This is a genomic window from Rhodanobacter sp. A1T4, assembly GCF_014207185.1.
In the GTDB taxonomy this organism is placed as follows: domain Bacteria; phylum Pseudomonadota; class Gammaproteobacteria; order Xanthomonadales; family Rhodanobacteraceae; genus Rhodanobacter.
Map to the genome: position 1 here is coordinate 104,379 of NZ_JACHCP010000007.1, position 16,588 is coordinate 120,966.

Annotated in this window: 12 protein-coding genes; 6 read left to right on the forward strand and 6 right to left on the reverse strand. The window is 60.4% G+C overall.

Annotation, left to right across the window (positions count from 1 at the left end):
* The first annotated feature begins 84 nt into the window (after nt 1-84).
* Nucleotides 85-933, forward strand: a complete 849-nt coding sequence (locus HDE80_RS15380; protein WP_184672340.1) for a hypothetical protein — start codon at nt 85-87, stop codon at nt 931-933.
* A gap of 37 nt (nt 934-970) precedes the next feature.
* Complete coding sequence (locus HDE80_RS15385) at nt 971-1,717, forward strand: pteridine reductase (protein WP_184672342.1); 747 nt, start codon at nt 971-973, stop codon at nt 1,715-1,717.
* A 126-nt stretch (nt 1,718-1,843) separates the two neighbouring features.
* On the opposite strand, the gene folK is transcribed toward HDE80_RS15385, so the two are convergent.
* Nucleotides 1,844-2,344 (reverse strand): 2-amino-4-hydroxy-6-hydroxymethyldihydropteridine diphosphokinase, encoded by a 501-nt coding sequence (folK, locus tag HDE80_RS15390; RefSeq protein ID WP_184672344.1) that lies wholly within the window; start codon nt 2,342-2,344, stop codon nt 1,844-1,846.
* The gene (gene folB / locus HDE80_RS15395; RefSeq protein WP_184672346.1) at nt 2,344-2,703 is read right to left on the reverse strand and encodes a dihydroneopterin aldolase; all 360 of its coding nucleotides are present in this window, start codon (nt 2,701-2,703) and stop codon (nt 2,344-2,346) included. The genes folK and folB overlap by 1 nt, the downstream gene beginning before the upstream one ends.
* A 98-nt stretch (nt 2,704-2,801) precedes the next feature.
* On the opposite strand from folB, the gene dbpA reads away from it, so the two are divergent.
* Both dbpA and HDE80_RS15405 read left to right on the forward strand, forming a co-directional pair.
* Nucleotides 2,802-4,196, forward strand: coding sequence for an ATP-dependent RNA helicase DbpA (dbpA, locus tag HDE80_RS15400; RefSeq protein WP_184672348.1), 1,395 nt, complete (start codon nt 2,802-2,804; stop codon nt 4,194-4,196).
* A gap of 58 nt (nt 4,197-4,254) precedes the next feature.
* Nucleotides 4,255-5,031, forward strand: a complete 777-nt coding sequence (locus tag HDE80_RS15405; RefSeq protein WP_184672350.1) for a glutaminyl-peptide cyclotransferase — start codon at nt 4,255-4,257, stop codon at nt 5,029-5,031.
* A gap of 12 nt (nt 5,032-5,043) precedes the next feature.
* Here the strand turns inward: HDE80_RS15405 and HDE80_RS15410 are convergent, their stop codons facing one another.
* Nucleotides 5,044-6,297, reverse strand: a complete 1,254-nt coding sequence (locus HDE80_RS15410; RefSeq protein ID WP_184672352.1) for a TIGR03862 family flavoprotein — start codon at nt 6,295-6,297, stop codon at nt 5,044-5,046.
* Nucleotides 6,298-7,166: 869 nt separating this feature from the next.
* Between HDE80_RS15410 and HDE80_RS15415 the strand changes: the two genes are divergently transcribed.
* Nucleotides 7,167-9,605, forward strand: coding sequence for a protease pro-enzyme activation domain-containing protein (locus HDE80_RS15415; RefSeq protein ID WP_184672354.1), 2,439 nt, complete (start codon nt 7,167-7,169; stop codon nt 9,603-9,605).
* A gap of 132 nt (nt 9,606-9,737) precedes the next feature.
* Here HDE80_RS15415 and HDE80_RS15420 read toward each other — a convergent pair whose 3' ends face one another.
* Nucleotides 9,738-11,786, reverse strand: coding sequence for a tetratricopeptide repeat-containing sulfotransferase family protein (locus HDE80_RS15420; RefSeq protein ID WP_184672356.1), 2,049 nt, complete (start codon nt 11,784-11,786; stop codon nt 9,738-9,740).
* 169 nt (nt 11,787-11,955) lie between these two features.
* On the opposite strand from HDE80_RS15420, the gene HDE80_RS15425 reads away from it, so the two are divergent.
* Nucleotides 11,956-13,374, forward strand: coding sequence for a M20/M25/M40 family metallo-hydrolase (locus HDE80_RS15425; RefSeq protein WP_184672358.1), 1,419 nt, complete (start codon nt 11,956-11,958; stop codon nt 13,372-13,374).
* 83 nt (nt 13,375-13,457) lie between these two features.
* On the opposite strand, the gene HDE80_RS15430 is transcribed toward HDE80_RS15425, so the two are convergent.
* Both HDE80_RS15430 and hrpB read right to left on the reverse strand, forming a co-directional pair.
* Nucleotides 13,458-13,847: a DUF1161 domain-containing protein gene (locus HDE80_RS15430; protein WP_184672360.1), complete on the reverse strand. Its 390-nt coding sequence runs from the start codon at nt 13,845-13,847 to the stop codon at nt 13,458-13,460.
* A 164-nt stretch (nt 13,848-14,011) separates the two neighbouring features.
* Entirely contained in the window at nt 14,012-16,564 is a 2,553-nt protein-coding gene (gene hrpB / locus HDE80_RS15435) for an ATP-dependent helicase HrpB (protein WP_184672362.1), read from the reverse strand.
* Nucleotides 16,565-16,588 lie beyond the last annotated feature (24 nt).

Here is a 16,588-nt window from a genome sequence, read left to right on the forward strand (position 1 = left end):
TTGCCTAGACTGGTGTTGCATATCCGCAGATCGGCCGACGCATTCATTGCGTAAGCTGATAAATCAGTCGCTCGGGAGCCATGCATGACCAAGAGCAGCAAAAACGTCCCCGCCGTCATCGCACCGGTGGAACACAACAAGGTGACGCAGGCCATCCTCGACTTCGTCAGTCGGGTACCAAACAGCAAGGTCGACAGCAGTACGAATCCCGAAGCGGAGGCGCGTCGCATCGGCAATCGTGCGGCACAGCGGGCGGCGCTCACCGCCGGTTCGCTGGCACTGCCGCCCGGCCCGCTGGGCTGGCTGACGCTGCTGCCGGAGCTGACGCTGATCTGGAAAATCCAGGGTCAGATGGTCAGTGATATTGCCGCTGCCTACGGACGCCATGCCTCGCTCGGCCGCGAACAGATGCTGTGGTGCCTGTTCCGGCATACGGCCGCACAGGCATTTCGTGATCTCGTCGTGCGCATGGGCGATCGACTGGTATTTCGCCGCATGTCGCACAGCCTCGTGCAACGCGTCGCCAAACAAATCGGCGTCAAACTAACTCAACGCACGATCGGCGAAGGGATTTCGCGCTGGCTGCCGGTGGTAGGCGCGCTCGGCGTTGGCGCCTATGCGTATTACGACACCGGGCAAGTCGCCAGCACGGCCATCGCGCTGTTCAGCGGCGACATCGAGATCGCCGACGAGGCGGAAGTCGCCGCTGCCGTGGCTATCGACGCGGTTGCGCTGAAGCCCGAGGCGAAGACTGGGACCGTGACCAGCGCAGCGAAGACTGCCGTTAAAAAGGCCGTAAAAAAGGTGGCCAGGAAAGCGACGGACAAGGCGCTGGCTGGCGCCGCTCGCAAGATCGCGAAAGCTGCCGACAAAGTCAGCAAGGTCGCCAGCAAAAAAGCCGCGGGCAAGTCGCGCAAGCCGACGTCAGAATGAGCGCCAGAACCTTTCCAGCCAGCGTGGCGTTCAACAGATGACGACAGCACATCCTCGACCCGTCGCATTGATCACCGGCTCCAGCCGGCGTTTAGGCGCAGTGATAGCGCGAATGCTGCACGCAGCGGGCTACGACCTGGCTTTGCACTATCGCCATTCCAGCAACGAGGCGCAGGCACTGGCCAAAGAGCTGGAACAACAGCGAGCCGGCAGCACGCTGTTGCTGCCGGCTGAACTGGCGGATCTTAGCTCGCTGCCAACGCTGATCGAAAAACTGCTGGCGCATTTTGGCCGGCTCGATGCGCTGGTCAACAATGCCTCCGCGTTTTATGCCACGCCGCTCGACAACGCTACGCCGGCGCAATGGAACGAGCTGTTCGCCTCCAATGCGCAGGCACCGTTCTTCCTCACTCAGGCCGCGATACCGGCGCTGCGGGCAGCGAAAGGTGGCATCGTCAACCTGCTGGACATCTACGCGGAACGCCCGTTGGCGGGATATACCTTGTATTGCATGGCCAAAGCGTCGCTATCGGCGATGACGCGCTCACTGGCTCTGGAATTGGGGCCTGATATCCGCGTCAACGGTATTGCGCCGGGGGCGGTGATGTGGCCCGCCGAGGGCAAAAGCGATGAGGAACAGCAGACGCTGCTCGCCCGCACTCCGCTCAAGCGCACAGGCACGCCAGAGGATGTGGCGAATGCGGCTCTGTGGCTGCTACGCGATGCGCACTATGTGACCGGGCAGGTTATCCACGTGGATGGCGGACGCATGCTATCAATATGAACGAGCAGCTGCGCCTCACCATGATGCGTCAACAGTGACGGAAGAATGGAGCGAAAAAGATCCTCAAGCACCCGGCTCTGCAAGTAACAACGGATCTTCTTACCGCCAGGTAATCCAGCGATTTGCTCAACCCACCGTCATATCCATAAGGGAATCCACGCTCATCGGCTCGCGCTCGGCTGGAAACGCTTCCCACAAATCGGCCATGCGCTGGCCGCTGACCGGATGCCGAAAATCCGGCGCGATATCCGCGATCGGGCGCAGCACGAAGGCGAACTGCAGCTCGTTACGCGGTATCTGCAGGTGGCCAGGCCCCTCAATGACCAGGTCATCGTAGAAGACGATATCCAGATCAAGCGTGCGATCGGCGTAGCGCGGCACGTCGCGGCGGCGGCCATGACGATCTTCCAGCGCATGCAGCCATTCGTTCAAATCGGTGGGTGACAGATCGGTATCCAGCGCCACCGCCAGATTGACGAACTCCGGCCCGTTGAAACCCACTGCCTTGTTTCGATACGCCGGGGACACCGTTAAGCTACCGAAGCGCTGACGCAGTTCATTCACCGCTGCGCGCAGATAATGCTGCGGCTCCATGTTGGAGCCCAGGCTGAGATAGACCCGCGCCATCAGACCGGCCTGGCTCCGCGTTCGATACGCACGCCAACGGCTTTGGCGCCGCGCACAGCACCGGGTTTGGACAGTTTCAGGCGCACCCAGCTGACGCCGAATTCCTCGCGGACGATCGCCGCACAGCGTTCGGCCAGCGTCTCGACCAGGCCGAAGCTCGATTCGCCGACGTAACCGATCAGACGCTTGGAAACTTCCTTGTAATTCAACGTGTCGGCGATATTGTCACTGGCCGCCGGGCGCGTGTTGTCGAACGCCATCTCGATATCGAATGACAGCGTCTGGCGCACGCGGCGCTCCCAGTCGTAGATACCGATGACGGTATCGATGCGCAGGTCTTCGATGAACACGATATCCATGGGTTTCGTCGCATGTCAGTAGCCCTACAGGGTCGGCGAGCCAGCGTACGGATGCAAGCTGCCGATTGCCGCAGCGGCGGTCATGCGATCATGCGCGCATGACCACCTTCAGCACACTTGCCCTCAAACCCGCCCTGCTCGCCAGCATTGAGACACTGGGATACACCAGCATGACCCCGGTGCAGACGCAGAGCCTGCCGCCGATGCTCGAAGGCCGCGACGTGATCGCGCAGGCACAAACCGGCAGTGGCAAGACCGCCGCGTTCGGCCTCAGCCTGCTGCAGACGCTTGACGCCGACACGATCCGGCTGCAGGTGCTGGTGCTGTGCCCGACGCGTGAGCTGGCCGACCAGGTGAGCAAGGCGATCCGCAAGCTGGCCGCCAATATCGCCAACGTGAAGCTGCTGACCCTGTGCGGTGGCATGCCGCTGGGCCCGCAGCTGGCCTCGCTCACCCACGATCCGCACATCGTGGTCGGTACGCCCGGCCGCGTGCAGGAGCACCTCAAGCGGGGCAGCCTGCACGGCGGCGGCATCAAGGTGCTGGTGCTGGACGAGGCCGATCGCATGCTCGACATGGGTTTCAGCGATGCCATCGACGACATTGTCGGACGCATCGCCAAGCATCACCAAACGCTGCTGTTCTCCGCCACGTATCCACAGGAGATCCGCGCCGTCAGCCAGCGGCTGCAGAACGATCCCGTCGAGGTGACCGTGGATGCGCCGGCTGATGAGAAGCCCGCGATCGAGCAACGCTTCCACGAAGTCGAGCCGGCACAGAAGATGGACGCGTTGGCACAACTGCTCAGCGGCGAGCGTGCCGCGGAGGTTTCGGGCAATCAGGCGCTGGTGTTCTGCAATATGCGCCGCGAAGTCGACGCCGTGGCGCAGGAGCTCGATCGCCGCGGCTTCTCCGCGCTGGCCCTGCACGGCGACATGGAACAACGCGACCGCGACGAAGTGCTGGTGCGCTTCGTCAATCACAGCTGCAGTGTGCTGGTGGCTACCGACGTCGCCGCACGCGGACTGGACATCGCGGCGCTGCCTTTGGTGATCAGCTACGACATCGCACACGATCCGGAAACGCACACGCATCGCATCGGCCGCACTGGCCGCGCCGGGCAATCCGGCCTGGCTATTACGCTATGTGCGTCGCGCGAGCGGCCCAAGGCGAACAATATCGAAGAGTTGAACGGCATGCCGCTACCGTGGAAGCCACTGAAAGTCTCGCCACAGCGCAGCAAGACCCTGCATCTGGCACCGATGAAAACCCTGGTGATCGATGCCGGCAGGCAGGACAAGCTGCGTCCTGGCGACATCCTCGGCGCACTCACCGGCGACGCGGGCCTTGCCGCGAAAGACATCGGCAAGATCGACGTCTACGCCACCCGCGCCTACGTGGCGATCAGCCGCTCGCTGGCGACCAAGGCACTGGACCGGTTGCGCGCCGGCAAGATCAAAGGCCGCAATTTCCGCGTGCGCCCGCTGGCTTGAGCGCGGGCATACCCATCACCCAACCATCATCACCCAACCAAACGACGGAATGATTCCGATGATTCGACGGCTGACTTACCTTCTCGCCTTCGCCATGCTCGCCTGCTGCACACAAGCCGGGGCAGCGATACCGGTTTATGGCTACAAGGTCATGCACGTTTATCCACACGATATTTCTGCCTATACCGAGGGCCTGTTCTACAAGGATGGGTTTCTTTACGAGGCCACCGGTGAAGCCGGCGAATCCACCGTGCGCAAGGTCGAGCTGCAGACCGGCAAGGTACTGCAACGTTACGACGTGCCGCCGCAGTATTTCGGCGAGGGCATCGTGGACTGGAAGGGCAAGCTGATGCAGCTGACCTGGAAAAGCCAGATCGGCTTCGTCCATGACCTCAACACGTTCAAATTGGAGCGCACCTTTGCCTACCCTGGCGAGGGCTGGGCACTCACGCGCGACAGCAAGCAGCTCTACATGAGCGACGGCTCGTCCATCCTGCGCATCCTCAATCCAGACACCCTTGCGCAGACCGGCAGCATTGCCGTGACCGCCGACGGCGTGCCGGTAACCAACCTCAACGAACTGGAATGGGTGAAGGGCACCATCTACGCCAACATCTGGCTCACCAGCAAGATCGCGCTGATCGATCCGGCAACCGGCCATGTTACCGGCTGGCTCGACCTGGCCAGCCTGCTTGATATCAGCCAACTACCCGAACCGGTCAACGATGTGCTCAACGGTATCGCCTACGACGCGAAACACGATCGGCTTTTCGTCACTGGCAAGCGCTGGCCGAAGCTGTTCGAGATCAAGCTCGTGAAGCAGCCCGCGCCTTGAATGCACTGCAGATTACGGCGTTCCAGGCCGGCCACTTTTAATCCATTCGGCGGCTCCGCGACCGGCGATCAGCCCACTGGCGAAGCAGGCGGTCAGCAGATAGCCGCCCGTTGGCGCCTCCCAATCCAGCATTTCGCCAGCAAAGAACACGCCGGGCCGCGCACGAAGCATCAGTGCATCATCCAGCGACTCAAGCCGTATGCCGCCGGCCGTGCTGATGGTCTCGGCCATCGGGCGCGGTTTGCGCAGGTGAAGTGGAAGCGCCTTGAGTTGCGCGGCCAAAGCGACCGGATCGGCCAACGTTGCCTTGGCGGTCAATTCGAATACCAATGCGCTCTTGTAAGGATCCAACCCGGCCCGGCGGCGCAACCAGTCGCCGATGCTGTGCTTGCCGCGCGGCGCCGCAAGACGCTCAGCTAGTAGGGCCTGCGCGTAGCCCGGCACCAGATCCAGCATGAGCACGGCTTCTCCGCGTTCGGTAATCTGCTCGCGGAGCTCGGCGCCGATCGCGTAAATCAGGCTGCCCTCGATACCGTACTCGGTAAGCACGAATTCGCCCTGCCGCGCATGCGAGGTGCCCTGACGATCAGTCCAGTGCGCGACGACAGGCTTGAGTGGCGCGCCGGCGAATCGGCTGATCAGATGCTCACTCCAGGGAATTTCAAAGCCGCCGTTTGCCGGCTGCAGCGGAGCAATTCCGACACCTAGTTGCGACATCGAATCTACCCACGCACCGTCGGAGCCGAGCTGTGGCCAGCTGGCACCGCCCAGCGCGAATATCACCGTATTCGCTTTGACGATGTGCTCGCCTTGTGCGGTGGCGAAGCGTAGTGCGCCATCGTCCTGCCAGCCTAGCCAACGATGATGCATGTGAAACACGACACCGGATTCGCGCAACCGGCGCAACCATCGGCGCAAGAGCGGAGCTGCCTTGAGATCTGCAGGAAATACGCGCCCCGAACTACCGACGAACGTATCCACGCCCAAACCGCTCGCCCAGTTGCGCAAGGCCTGCGCATTGAATGCGTCCAGCCAGCGAGTGATCTCTGTCTTGCGCGTGCCAAAACGATCGACAAAGTCAGCAAAGGGCTCGACGTGGGTCAGGTTGAGGCCGCCCTTCCCTGCCAAGAGAAATTTGCGACCCACCGAACCCATAGCGTCGTAGAGATCAATGGCGAAGCCGGCAGCGCACGCGGCCTCGGCCGCCATCAGGCCAGCGGGGCCACCACCAATGATTGTCACTTGAGGAACAGCGGCTTTAGTCATTCGTGCATGGTTGCACGTTGCTTCCACAGATCGAAACCGCCGCTTCAGCGCTTATTGCTGCAGACCCCGGCAAAGCATCGCGTTGCTTTCACGTAAGGACCAAAATTTTTGGTATTAACTCATGCCAATTAATTATTCAGATGAACTCATCGTAGACACTAAATTGATTGTTATTCATCACCCTGGATAATTAAGACGCTATAGATAATCAGCATTGTCTTTTTATTATCCACGAAGATCTTCGTATATTCAGCCGCCAACCGTGATATCTGAAGCGATATGAATAATATCGATCTAAACGCATCTACTTGCGAAATATGCAAGTTATTGCTATTCCCGTCCGAAAATCTGCGCTCTCTTGAAGAATTTTCGCTGATCGCCGACTAGAAATTTAATATAAATTATTGTTTTTAATGATTTATCAATCAAATTTTCTTGGGTGTGTCGAGAATGAGATCAAGGAAAAGTAGTCAGCCAGAAAATCAGAGATAGCTTAATTTCCTGCGAAAACCTTTTCAGACGGAATAAAAATAAAACGATCCGACCGTTGTGTGATTGCAATCACCCAATACTTCAAAAAGTCCTATTGACGATACTCCAGACTTCGCCATAACGTCACAGAGTTCGCCAATCGGGAGTTTGGTAGACGGTCCTGTTACGACGTTTCTTTTTTGATTTTGACGTCGCCCTGTCAAAGCGTGCGTGTTGATCCTTGTAGAGATATTCAAAGAGGGCGTACGGAACGCAACAGGATTGCAAGGCAATCCAAGAAAGTCAGCCATGCCGTGTCTGTCCACGGCATTTATTTCATGAGGTCTTCGTGCCCCGTGCGGGCTCGTTTTGCCTCTTAAAACACTTCGGGAGTTCCAATGCAAAATCATTTCCGTCTCAAGCTGCTGGTCGCATCCATTGCCCTGGCCGCCACTGCGTCTGTCTGTGCCACCCCCGCAAGCAATGTCAGTAACGCGTTTGTCGCGCTGGCAACCCAACAAGTCAACGCGCTGCGTAACGGTGACGTATCGACCGGACCGCTGGCCGTCTCGCAGCCAATGCACATCGTGGTTTCGCTCAAGCTGCGCAATAAGGATCAATTGGACAGCTTTGTGGCCAAAGCCGAACAGCCGGGTACACCGGTCGCGCAGCGTTCGATGAGTCCGGCGCAATTCGCCGCGCAGTACTCGCCGACCCAGGCGCAGGCGCAGGCCGTGGCCGATTACTTGACCAAGGCTGGCTACAAGAACGTCACCATCGCCCCGAACCGTTTGCTGGTTGAAGGCGACGCGACCTCGGACACTGTGCGCGCTACGTTCAACACCACGTTCGAGAGTGTACGTACCCACGACGGCCGCAACGCTTATCACAATACAAGCGCCGTGATGATTCCCGCTGCGCTGCAGGACACCGTGCAGACCGTACTCGGTCTGGATAATGTACATCTGTCGCATACGTTCGCCGTCAGGGCCCACACGAACGCTGCACACCCGTTGGCTACTGGAACGGCCGCCGGTCACAACCCACTCGATTTTCCCAAGATCTACGGTGCCAGCAGCCTCCCTACCGCATCGACGGTCACGGTCGGTAACATCGTTTCGGGCCAGATGAGCGACGTGCTCAGCGACGTCAAGTCCTTTGAGAGCACCAACGGTCTGCCGTCTCTCGTGCCATCGATCGAGGGTACAGGCAACACCGGTAGCGTCTCGGCAAGCGGTGACGGCGAATGGGATCTGGACACCCAGGACATCCTCGCGATGACCGGTGGCGTGAAAAGCCTGATCCTCTACGATGCAGCAAGCCTTTCCGACGCGGCACTCACCACCGACTACAACCTGGCCGTGACCGACGACAAGGCTGTCGTGATCAACGTCTCGCTGGGCGAATGCGAAACCGACGCCAAATCAGCGGGTACGACCACGGCGGAAGATACGGTCTTCGAACAAGCTGTGGCGCAAGGCCAGACCTTCTCGGTGTCAGCCGGCGATTCCGGCGCCAACGAGTGCACCAGCGGCATAACCCCAAGCTGGCCAGCCAGTTCGCAATACGTGATCTCGGCGGGCGGTACCGAGGTGTATACCACCGGCACCACCTGGGACAGCGAGACGGTATGGAACAATCTCAGCGAGAGTGAAGGTGCAACCGGCGGCAGCCCCAGCACGTTCGAGCCGATTCCCAGCTGGCAGGTGGGCGTGGGTCAGAACGGTACGTCCAAGTTCCGCGGCGTGCCTGACATCGCCTATGACGCCAGCCCGGATTCCGGTGCGCTAGTCATCGTGGACGGCCAGGCAAACCAGCAGATCGGCGGCACCAGCCTGGCCTCACCGCTGTTCGTCGGCGCATGGGCACGTATCCAGGGCGCGAATGGCGGTGCCCTTGGCTTTGCCGCTCCGCTGGTCTACAAGGCAGCAGCTGCCAACTATGCGGCGGACTTCCACGACATCACCTCGGGCAACAACGATGGTGAGACGGCAGCAGTGGGCTGGGACTACACCACCGGCTTCGGCAGCATCATCGTCAGTTCCCTTTCGAGCAACATCAGCGGTGGTGGCGGCAGCACTGGCGGCACGCCAGTAGCCAACTTCAGCGACACCACCAGTGGCTTGACTGCTACGTTCACTGATTCGTCCACCGATTCGGGCGGTACCATCAGCACGCACGCGTGGACCTTCGGTGACGGTAGCACCTCGGCTGTCGCCAGCCCGAGCCACACCTATGCGGCCGCCGGCACCTACAGTGTGACTGAGACCGTGACCGACAGCGTCAGCGGTACTACCAGCTCCAAGACGGCATCGGTGACAGTCAGCAGCAGTGGCGGCGGCACCCCGACCCAGATCCTCGTCAACACTGGCTTCGAAACCGGTACTGCCTCGCCATGGACCTTGAGTTCGGGTGTGTTGTGCAGCACCAGCAGCTCGTCGTCCAGCTACTGCGGTAGCGGCGAGACCTCGCATGCGGGGACCTGGTTCGCATGGCTTGATGGATATGGTGCTTCGCACACCGACACGGCGTCGCAGTCGGTAGCGATTCCAAGCGGCAAGACGACGGCGACCTTGCAGTACTACCTGCATATCGACTCGACCAAGAGTACAGCGGCCGATACCTTGACCGTGCAGGTGCTGAATTCGTCCGGCACGGTGCTGAAGACCCTGTCGACCTTCACCAGCCTCAATACCAACACCGGTTATGCGGTGGAGACCGCCAATCTGGCCGCGTACATCGGTCAGACGGTCACCATCAAGTTCACCGGCAAGGAGACTTCGTCTTCGGGTAACACCGACTTCACGCTCGACGACGTCACCCTGACCGTGCAGTAAACCAAGCAAGCCGAACAGCCGCTGGAACAAGTGGCTGTTACGGTAATCCAACGTGAAGAGCCCAGTCGCAAGGCTGGGCTCTTCTTTTAGTGAACCTGGCAAAGCGGCTACCGCCGGAAGGCGAAAATCAGATCACCGATAGTCTTTAACGATATCCAGCAGCGGGCTCAGATGCGTCTCGAAGTGTTTCCAGCGCGCTATGGATGATCGGTAGATCGGTTTGCGTACCTGGGCGATGCTGGCGGTTTTGACGACGCGCTTGTTCCGGTGGAAGTCGAGGCAGCGCTCGTCCCACGGCAGGCCGAGGTGGTCAAGCAAACGTCGCGCCTGGCCCTCGGTATCCGTCACCATATCCTCGTAGCGGACGTCCAGTACCGTGCCCGTCGGCAGTACGCGGTGCCAATGTTGCATCAGCTGAATGTAACGCACGTAATAGCGTCCCACCGTGTCCAGACTGTAGGCGAAATCGAGATTGTTGTTTGCGAACAGGCGTGAGTAACACGAGAAGCACGAGTCCATCGGATCGCGCATGGCATGGATGATCCTGGCATGCGGCAGCATCAGGTGAATCATGCCCAAGTGCAGAAAATTGGCCGGCATCTTGTCGGTGATGCGTTCGGCTTCCGGCGCCAGCCGCCAAATGCGTTCGATGTAGGTTTCGCCCAGGCGATGGAACTCATCGGCCGACAATGTGGTGACGACTTCCGGATAGGCATCTACCTGTTCACCTGTTTTCGCGGCGATGGCATGCACTACATCGTCCAAGTCGCTCAGCTCGCCAGCGCCATAAACTCCTGGATAGGTAGACAGGATCTGCTCGATCAGTGAGGTACCCGAACGCGGCATGCCGACGATGAAGATCGGCGCCTTGTCCGCGTAAGCCGGCTTCGGCCGACTGGCAAAGAATGAGGCGCTGAATACGGATTGCAGACACTCCGTCAGCGCCACCTCGCGAGCTTCGTCGTGCGGAAATTGCTCGTGCTGCAAGCGATTTCCCTCCGCATAGGCGGCGAATGCATCCTCGTAGCGGCCAACATCTTCGCGCATCTTGCCCAAGGCAAACCAATAGCTGATGCGCCCTGTTCTCGGCAACGTGGGGAGTTGATGCTGCTGGCTTTCGAACAGTCTGAGATGGGGGTCGTCAGCGGTATAGGTTTTGAGTGGCGAGAGATTGCAGTGCGACTGAATGAAATCCGCTTTGATCGCGATGGCGGCCTCGAAACACTGACTGGCCTCTTCCAGGCGACCCTGCCGCTTGAGACACAGGCCCAGATTGTTGAGCGCCCGCAAATGATTGGGCGCGATCTTCAACGCGCACCGATAGCTTTGTTCCGCGTCGAGTTGCCGCTTCTGGTCACGCAGGATGTTGCCGAGATTGAAATGCGTCTCGGCATATCCATCGTTGAGCGCCAGCGCCTGACGATAGCTGGACTCCGCTTCAACCATGCGGCCCTGGTCGCCAAGCGCATTGCCTAGATTTGTGTGTGCCTCGACGTAGTTCGGGTCGATCGCCAATGCGCGACGATAGCAGGCCTCAGCGTCGGCCTTGCAGCCCTGGCTGCGATACACGATGCCCAGGCTGTTATGCACCGGCGCGTCGTCCGGGCGCGCTGCCAGAACGCGAAGCAGATGCACCTCTGCTTCGCCGGGTTGGCCGGTCGCGATGAGGGCATGGCCGAGCTTGGCATGGGCTTCGACGAAATCCGGCCGAATCACCAGCACGTGCCGATAGCTGCCCATCGCATCCTTCATCCGGTGTTGTGCGCTTAGCGCATTGCCGAGATTGAAATGTGCTTTGAAATGATCCGGCCTGATCGCAACGGCACGACGATAACTGTCGGCGGCATCACTCGGCTGCCCTAATGTCATCAAGCTGTTGCCGAGGTTGTAATGCACGTTGGCATCGTGCGGCAAAAGGACGGCGGCTTGTTGCTCGATGGCAACGGCTTCCACCATCTGCCCCTGTGATTTGAGCGACGCGCCAAGTACCTTCCAGGCAAAGCCGTATTCGGGAAAGCGGTCGATGAGCTTTCGTGCCAGCGCTTCGGCTTCAGTGTGCCGCTGCTGGTTAACCAGATTGGCAAGCGCGTCGATGTCCTGCTGGCCAGGCGAACCGGCTGCCAGCGGCGTCGAATCCGAAGAATGGTGCGCGCGATGCTCCATCGTCTCATTGTGCGACATGGTTGGCCCTGGCGGTAAGTGACGACGCAGACCTCACGAGATATTGCGAATACACGCGTGGAGCGATACATGTCTGGCCCATCGATCGCACCGACAACTATCCGCTTAGGCCAGCAATTATCTGCCTAAGCGTTGTATCGTGTTCACCCCTTGACGGTGAATACGTACGATGCATCGAAGCCTGCAAATTTTTGCCTTTTCCATGCTGGCAGCCGCGAGCATCGGCGCCCTGGCACAAACTTCCTCCATTGCGTCGTACGATCAACCTGCCCTGCAAACGCTGGCCAGCGCACCGAGTGAAGCCGAATTGCGTACCACCATCACCCAGCTGGTCAGCTTCGGTACGCGCCACACGATGTCGGACACCACGTCGAAGACACGCGGCATCGGTGCGGCTCGTCAATGGGTGAAATCGCGCTTTGAGACCATCTCGCAGGATTGCGGCGGCTGCATCGAAGTGGTTACACCATCGCAGACGTTCACCGGCAAACGATTGCCCACGCCAACCGAAGTGATGGACGTGGTCGCGATCAAGCGCGGCAAGGGCGATCCCAATCGGGTGATCGTGATGACCGGCCACCTCGATTCACGCGTCACCGACGTGATGAACAGCAAGAGCGATGCGCCGGGCGCCAATGACGACGCATCCGGTGTGGCAGCACTGATGGAGGCAGCTCGTCTGCTGTCCAAGCAGGACAATCAGGCCACGCTGGTATTCGCCGCCTTGTCCGGCGAGGAGCAAGGCCTCTACGGCGGCAAGGTGCTGGCCGACTACGCCGTGGCGCAAGGCTGGCAGGTAGAGGCCGACTTGAACAACGACATTATCGGCAATAGCCGCGGCCAGAACGGCGCGATCGACAACACCTCGGTGCGCGTGTTTTCCGAGGGCACCAAGAGCAACGAAACCGCTGCGCAGGCAACCTATCGCCGCTATCACGGCGGTGAGGTGGATTCGCCCTCACGCAATATGGCCCGCTACATGGCGAATCTGGCCGATACCTACCTGCCTGATCTGCACGTGCACATGATTTATCGCACCGACCGCTATGGCCGCGGCGGCGATCAAGTGCCATTTCTGGAGGCCGGCTTCCCCGCAGTGCGCGTGACCGAGTCGCACGAGGATTACACCCGGCAGCATCAGGATCTACGTATCGGAAATACCGACAAGGATCGGGGCGTGCGTTACGGCGACACCATCGATGGTATCGACTTCCGTTATCTGGCCCACGTTACCGCGCTCAATACGCTGACAATGGCCGCGCTGAGCCGTGCACCCGCACCGCCAACGGGCGTGGAGACCGAGGGCGCGCTGGCCACCGACACCACAGTGAAATGGAACAAGGTGTCCGGCGCCATCGGCTATCGCGTGCACTGGCGCGACACGACAGCGCCGCAGTGGCAGTACCAGCAAAGCGTCGGCGATGACGATCACACTGTACTGAAGGATGTGGTAATCGACGACTGGTTCTTTGGCGTCTCATCCGTATCGGCGGACGGCTATGAAAGCCCGGTCGTGTTTCCCGGCGACCCCGGCAGCTTTACGCGCTCACCGGAACCAGCCTCGAGCAGCACCGCTGCCAATCATTAAGCGCAAAAGCCGAGCGAAATAAACTCGGCTGAAATGATAAGGGCGCCTCAAGGCGCCCTTATCTAGATTTGCAAAAAACTTGCTCAACCGCCGCTGGAAGTTGCCGGCGCTGGCGCTGGCGAAGCCGAATCATCCGCCGCCTTTTTCATGTGGTGATGCTTTTTCATCGGCGCCGGCGAACTGCTCGCTTCGGCGGGTGTTGCGCTATCGGATGACGAACTGTCCGAAGAAGAACTGTCAGAGCTGGATCCTTCGCCACGCGTGTAGACAATTTTCTTGTCGCCTTCGCACTGGCCGACAACCTTGCCGTTAGCATCGGCCTGGTCTCCGGACACAACGTCCAGCTTGTAGTCGGATACACCCTTGGCCTTGATCTTGGCATCGATGCTGGACTTCACATCATCGCAGGATGCATGGGCCATCACTGGCAGGGCGAGCAACAGCAATGCCATCATTCCAAAACGCTTGTTCATGGGCTTTCTCCTCTGGGGTCAACAATCCTAAGATCAAACTATTCCGCTGATAAAACACCTGCCACGATGAATTTCAGGTGCAAGCTTCATTGTACGGAACAAATATTACCGGTAGCCACCGAGCGCAAGAAGGTCGTCATATCCTCCACCGTGCGCTCGCGCCATCAGGTGCCGCGAGGCTTCGCACGATGCGTTGGCACGGCGGTCCATGGATCATCCGGCCATGGATGGCGCGGATAACGACCTTTCAATTCCTTCTTCACTTCCGGGTAAGTGCGCTCCCAGAAGCCTTTCAGATCCTGCGTCACCTGAATTGGCCGCCCGGCCGGTGACAGCAGATGCAATGTCACCGGAATACGACCGCCGCCGATGCGCGGCGTATCGGCGAGACCGAACAGCTCCTGCAGTTTTACGGCGAGCACCGGCGGCTCGTCCGGCGCATAGTCGAGTCGGCGCAGTTGGCCACTGGGCACCATGAGGCTTTCAGGTGCCTGCGCGTCGAGCATGCGGCGCTGTTCGTAATCGAATAGCGAGGCCAGCGCCTGCGAGAGTTCGTCGGCGCCCAACGCATCAAGTCCGCGCTTGCCATTGAGATAGGGTGAAAGCCAGATGTCGATCGAATCGAGCAGTGCGGTATCGGACACGTCCGGCAGCCCGAGCTCCGGCATCCACGCGCGCAAGGCCTGCATGCGCGCACGCAGTCGTTTCGCCTGATCGCCCCACGGCAAGGTCTCGATGCCTCGCGCACGCACCACGGCCAACAGCGCCGGCAGTGCATCTTCTGGCCGCACCGGTACGCTGCGCCGCTCCAGCACGATGGCGCCGAAACGACGTTCGTCGAACGCTTCGATCACCGCGCGCTGCTCGTTCCAGCGCAGCGTGTGCTCGCGAGAAAACTGCGCCGGATAATCGCGCTCCAGCACCAAAGGATCCAGCGGTGCGGCGACAAGAATCAGGCTGTCGCGTGCCTCGTGACGCAGATCCAGCACGACCAGCCAGGGCTCACCGTGCAACGAGGTATTCTCATGCAGGCGCGCGCCACGACCGTTGGCCAGCGTGTAGCGCAGCAGATTGGACTCGTCGCGGCGCGCCACCCGATCGGGAAAGGCGTGCAGCAAAAGATCGCCGACCGCATGGCTATCCGGCACACCGCTGGCGGCCGTTCGGACGTCCAGACGTCTGCGCCATCCCTTGCTGATCTGTTCAATGGCTGCCAGCGCACCGCTGTCGACGTCATGGCGTGCTGAAGGCCCCCGACGATCGCGCCACGCATGCAAGGCGGCGACGCGGACACGGAAATCATCGCTGCGCGCTTGTTCGCCACGCATCGGCGAACGCACCTCCATCAAGGCAAGCAGATCGGCGATCAGTGGGCGCCATGCTGACGGCGCGCGCCATGCCGCAGCGCCCAGTCGCGAACTCGCACCCAACTCCAGCATGGCGCGACCCATGGCGGTGATACGCATGGTGGCATCCAGCGCACCGAGACTCATCAGCAACTCGCGCGCCTGCGCCAGTGCGCCAGCAGGTGGTGGATCGAGCCAGCGCAGCGTGTCTCTGCTGCTTGCGTTCAAACCCCAGGCCGCCAGTTCGAGCGCCAGCCCGGATAATTCGGCATGGCTGATTTCCGCGCGCCGCGCTGATTCCAGCCGTTTGCTTTGCGGCCACAGGCGATATGCCGTACCGGGCGCCACACGACCAGCGCGACCCGCGCGCTGATCGGCCGAGGCCTGTGAAATGCTTACGGTTTCCAGCCGTGTGAAGCCGGAGTTCGGATCGAAACGCGGCTCGCGCGCCAGCCCCACATCGATCACGGCACGGATGCCTGGCAGGGTCACACTGGATTCCGCCACATTGGTGGCCAGCACTACACGCCTCATACGATCTGGCCGCATGCCTGACTCGGCCGGTGCCAGCGCCGCCTGCTGCTCGACCTGCGACAGCTCGCCGTGCAACGTGATGACTTCTATACCTTCCGACGTGATCGTTTGCGCAAGTGCATTTTTGGCACGAACAATTTCCCGCTGTCCCGGCAGAAACGCGAGTACGTCACCCTCGTTCTCTTCCAGCGCCTGCCGTGCGATGCGCGCCAGATGATGCTCCACGGTTTCTTGCGTGCGCGCCGGTGGATGTTCGATGCGTATAGGGAAACTGCGGCCTGGACTGCTGATACGCGGCGCATCCAGCCATTGCGCGATGCGCTCACCATCCAGCGTCGCGGACATCACCAGCAATCGAAGATCCGGGCGCAAGGTGGCCTGTACATCCAGCGCGAGCGCCGCACCGAGATCACCGGCGAGGTGCCGTTCGTGGAATTCGTCGAACAGGATCGCTCCGATGCCGGTGAGTTCCGGATCGTCCTGGATCAATCGGGTGAGGATGCCTTCGGTGACCACCTCGATACGCGTTGCCGCGCTCACTTTTGATTCGAAGCGGATGCGGTAGCCGACGGTCTGGCCGACCGCTTCGCCGAGCTGCTGTGCCATGAACTGCGCAGCCGCCCGGGCGGCAATGCGTCGTGGCTCCAGAACGATGATCTTCTTGCCCGCAAGCCACTCGGCGTCACGCAAGGCCAGCGGCACCTGGGTAGTTTTACCGGCGCCGGGCGGCGCTTCCAGCACCAGTCGAGGATGATCCGCGAGCGACGCGCAGATATCCGGCAGCAGCGGCGTGATCGGAAAAATCGTAATCAGGGAAATGGGCAGCGGAACATTCATCGTCGCTGATAATGATAGCTGCTG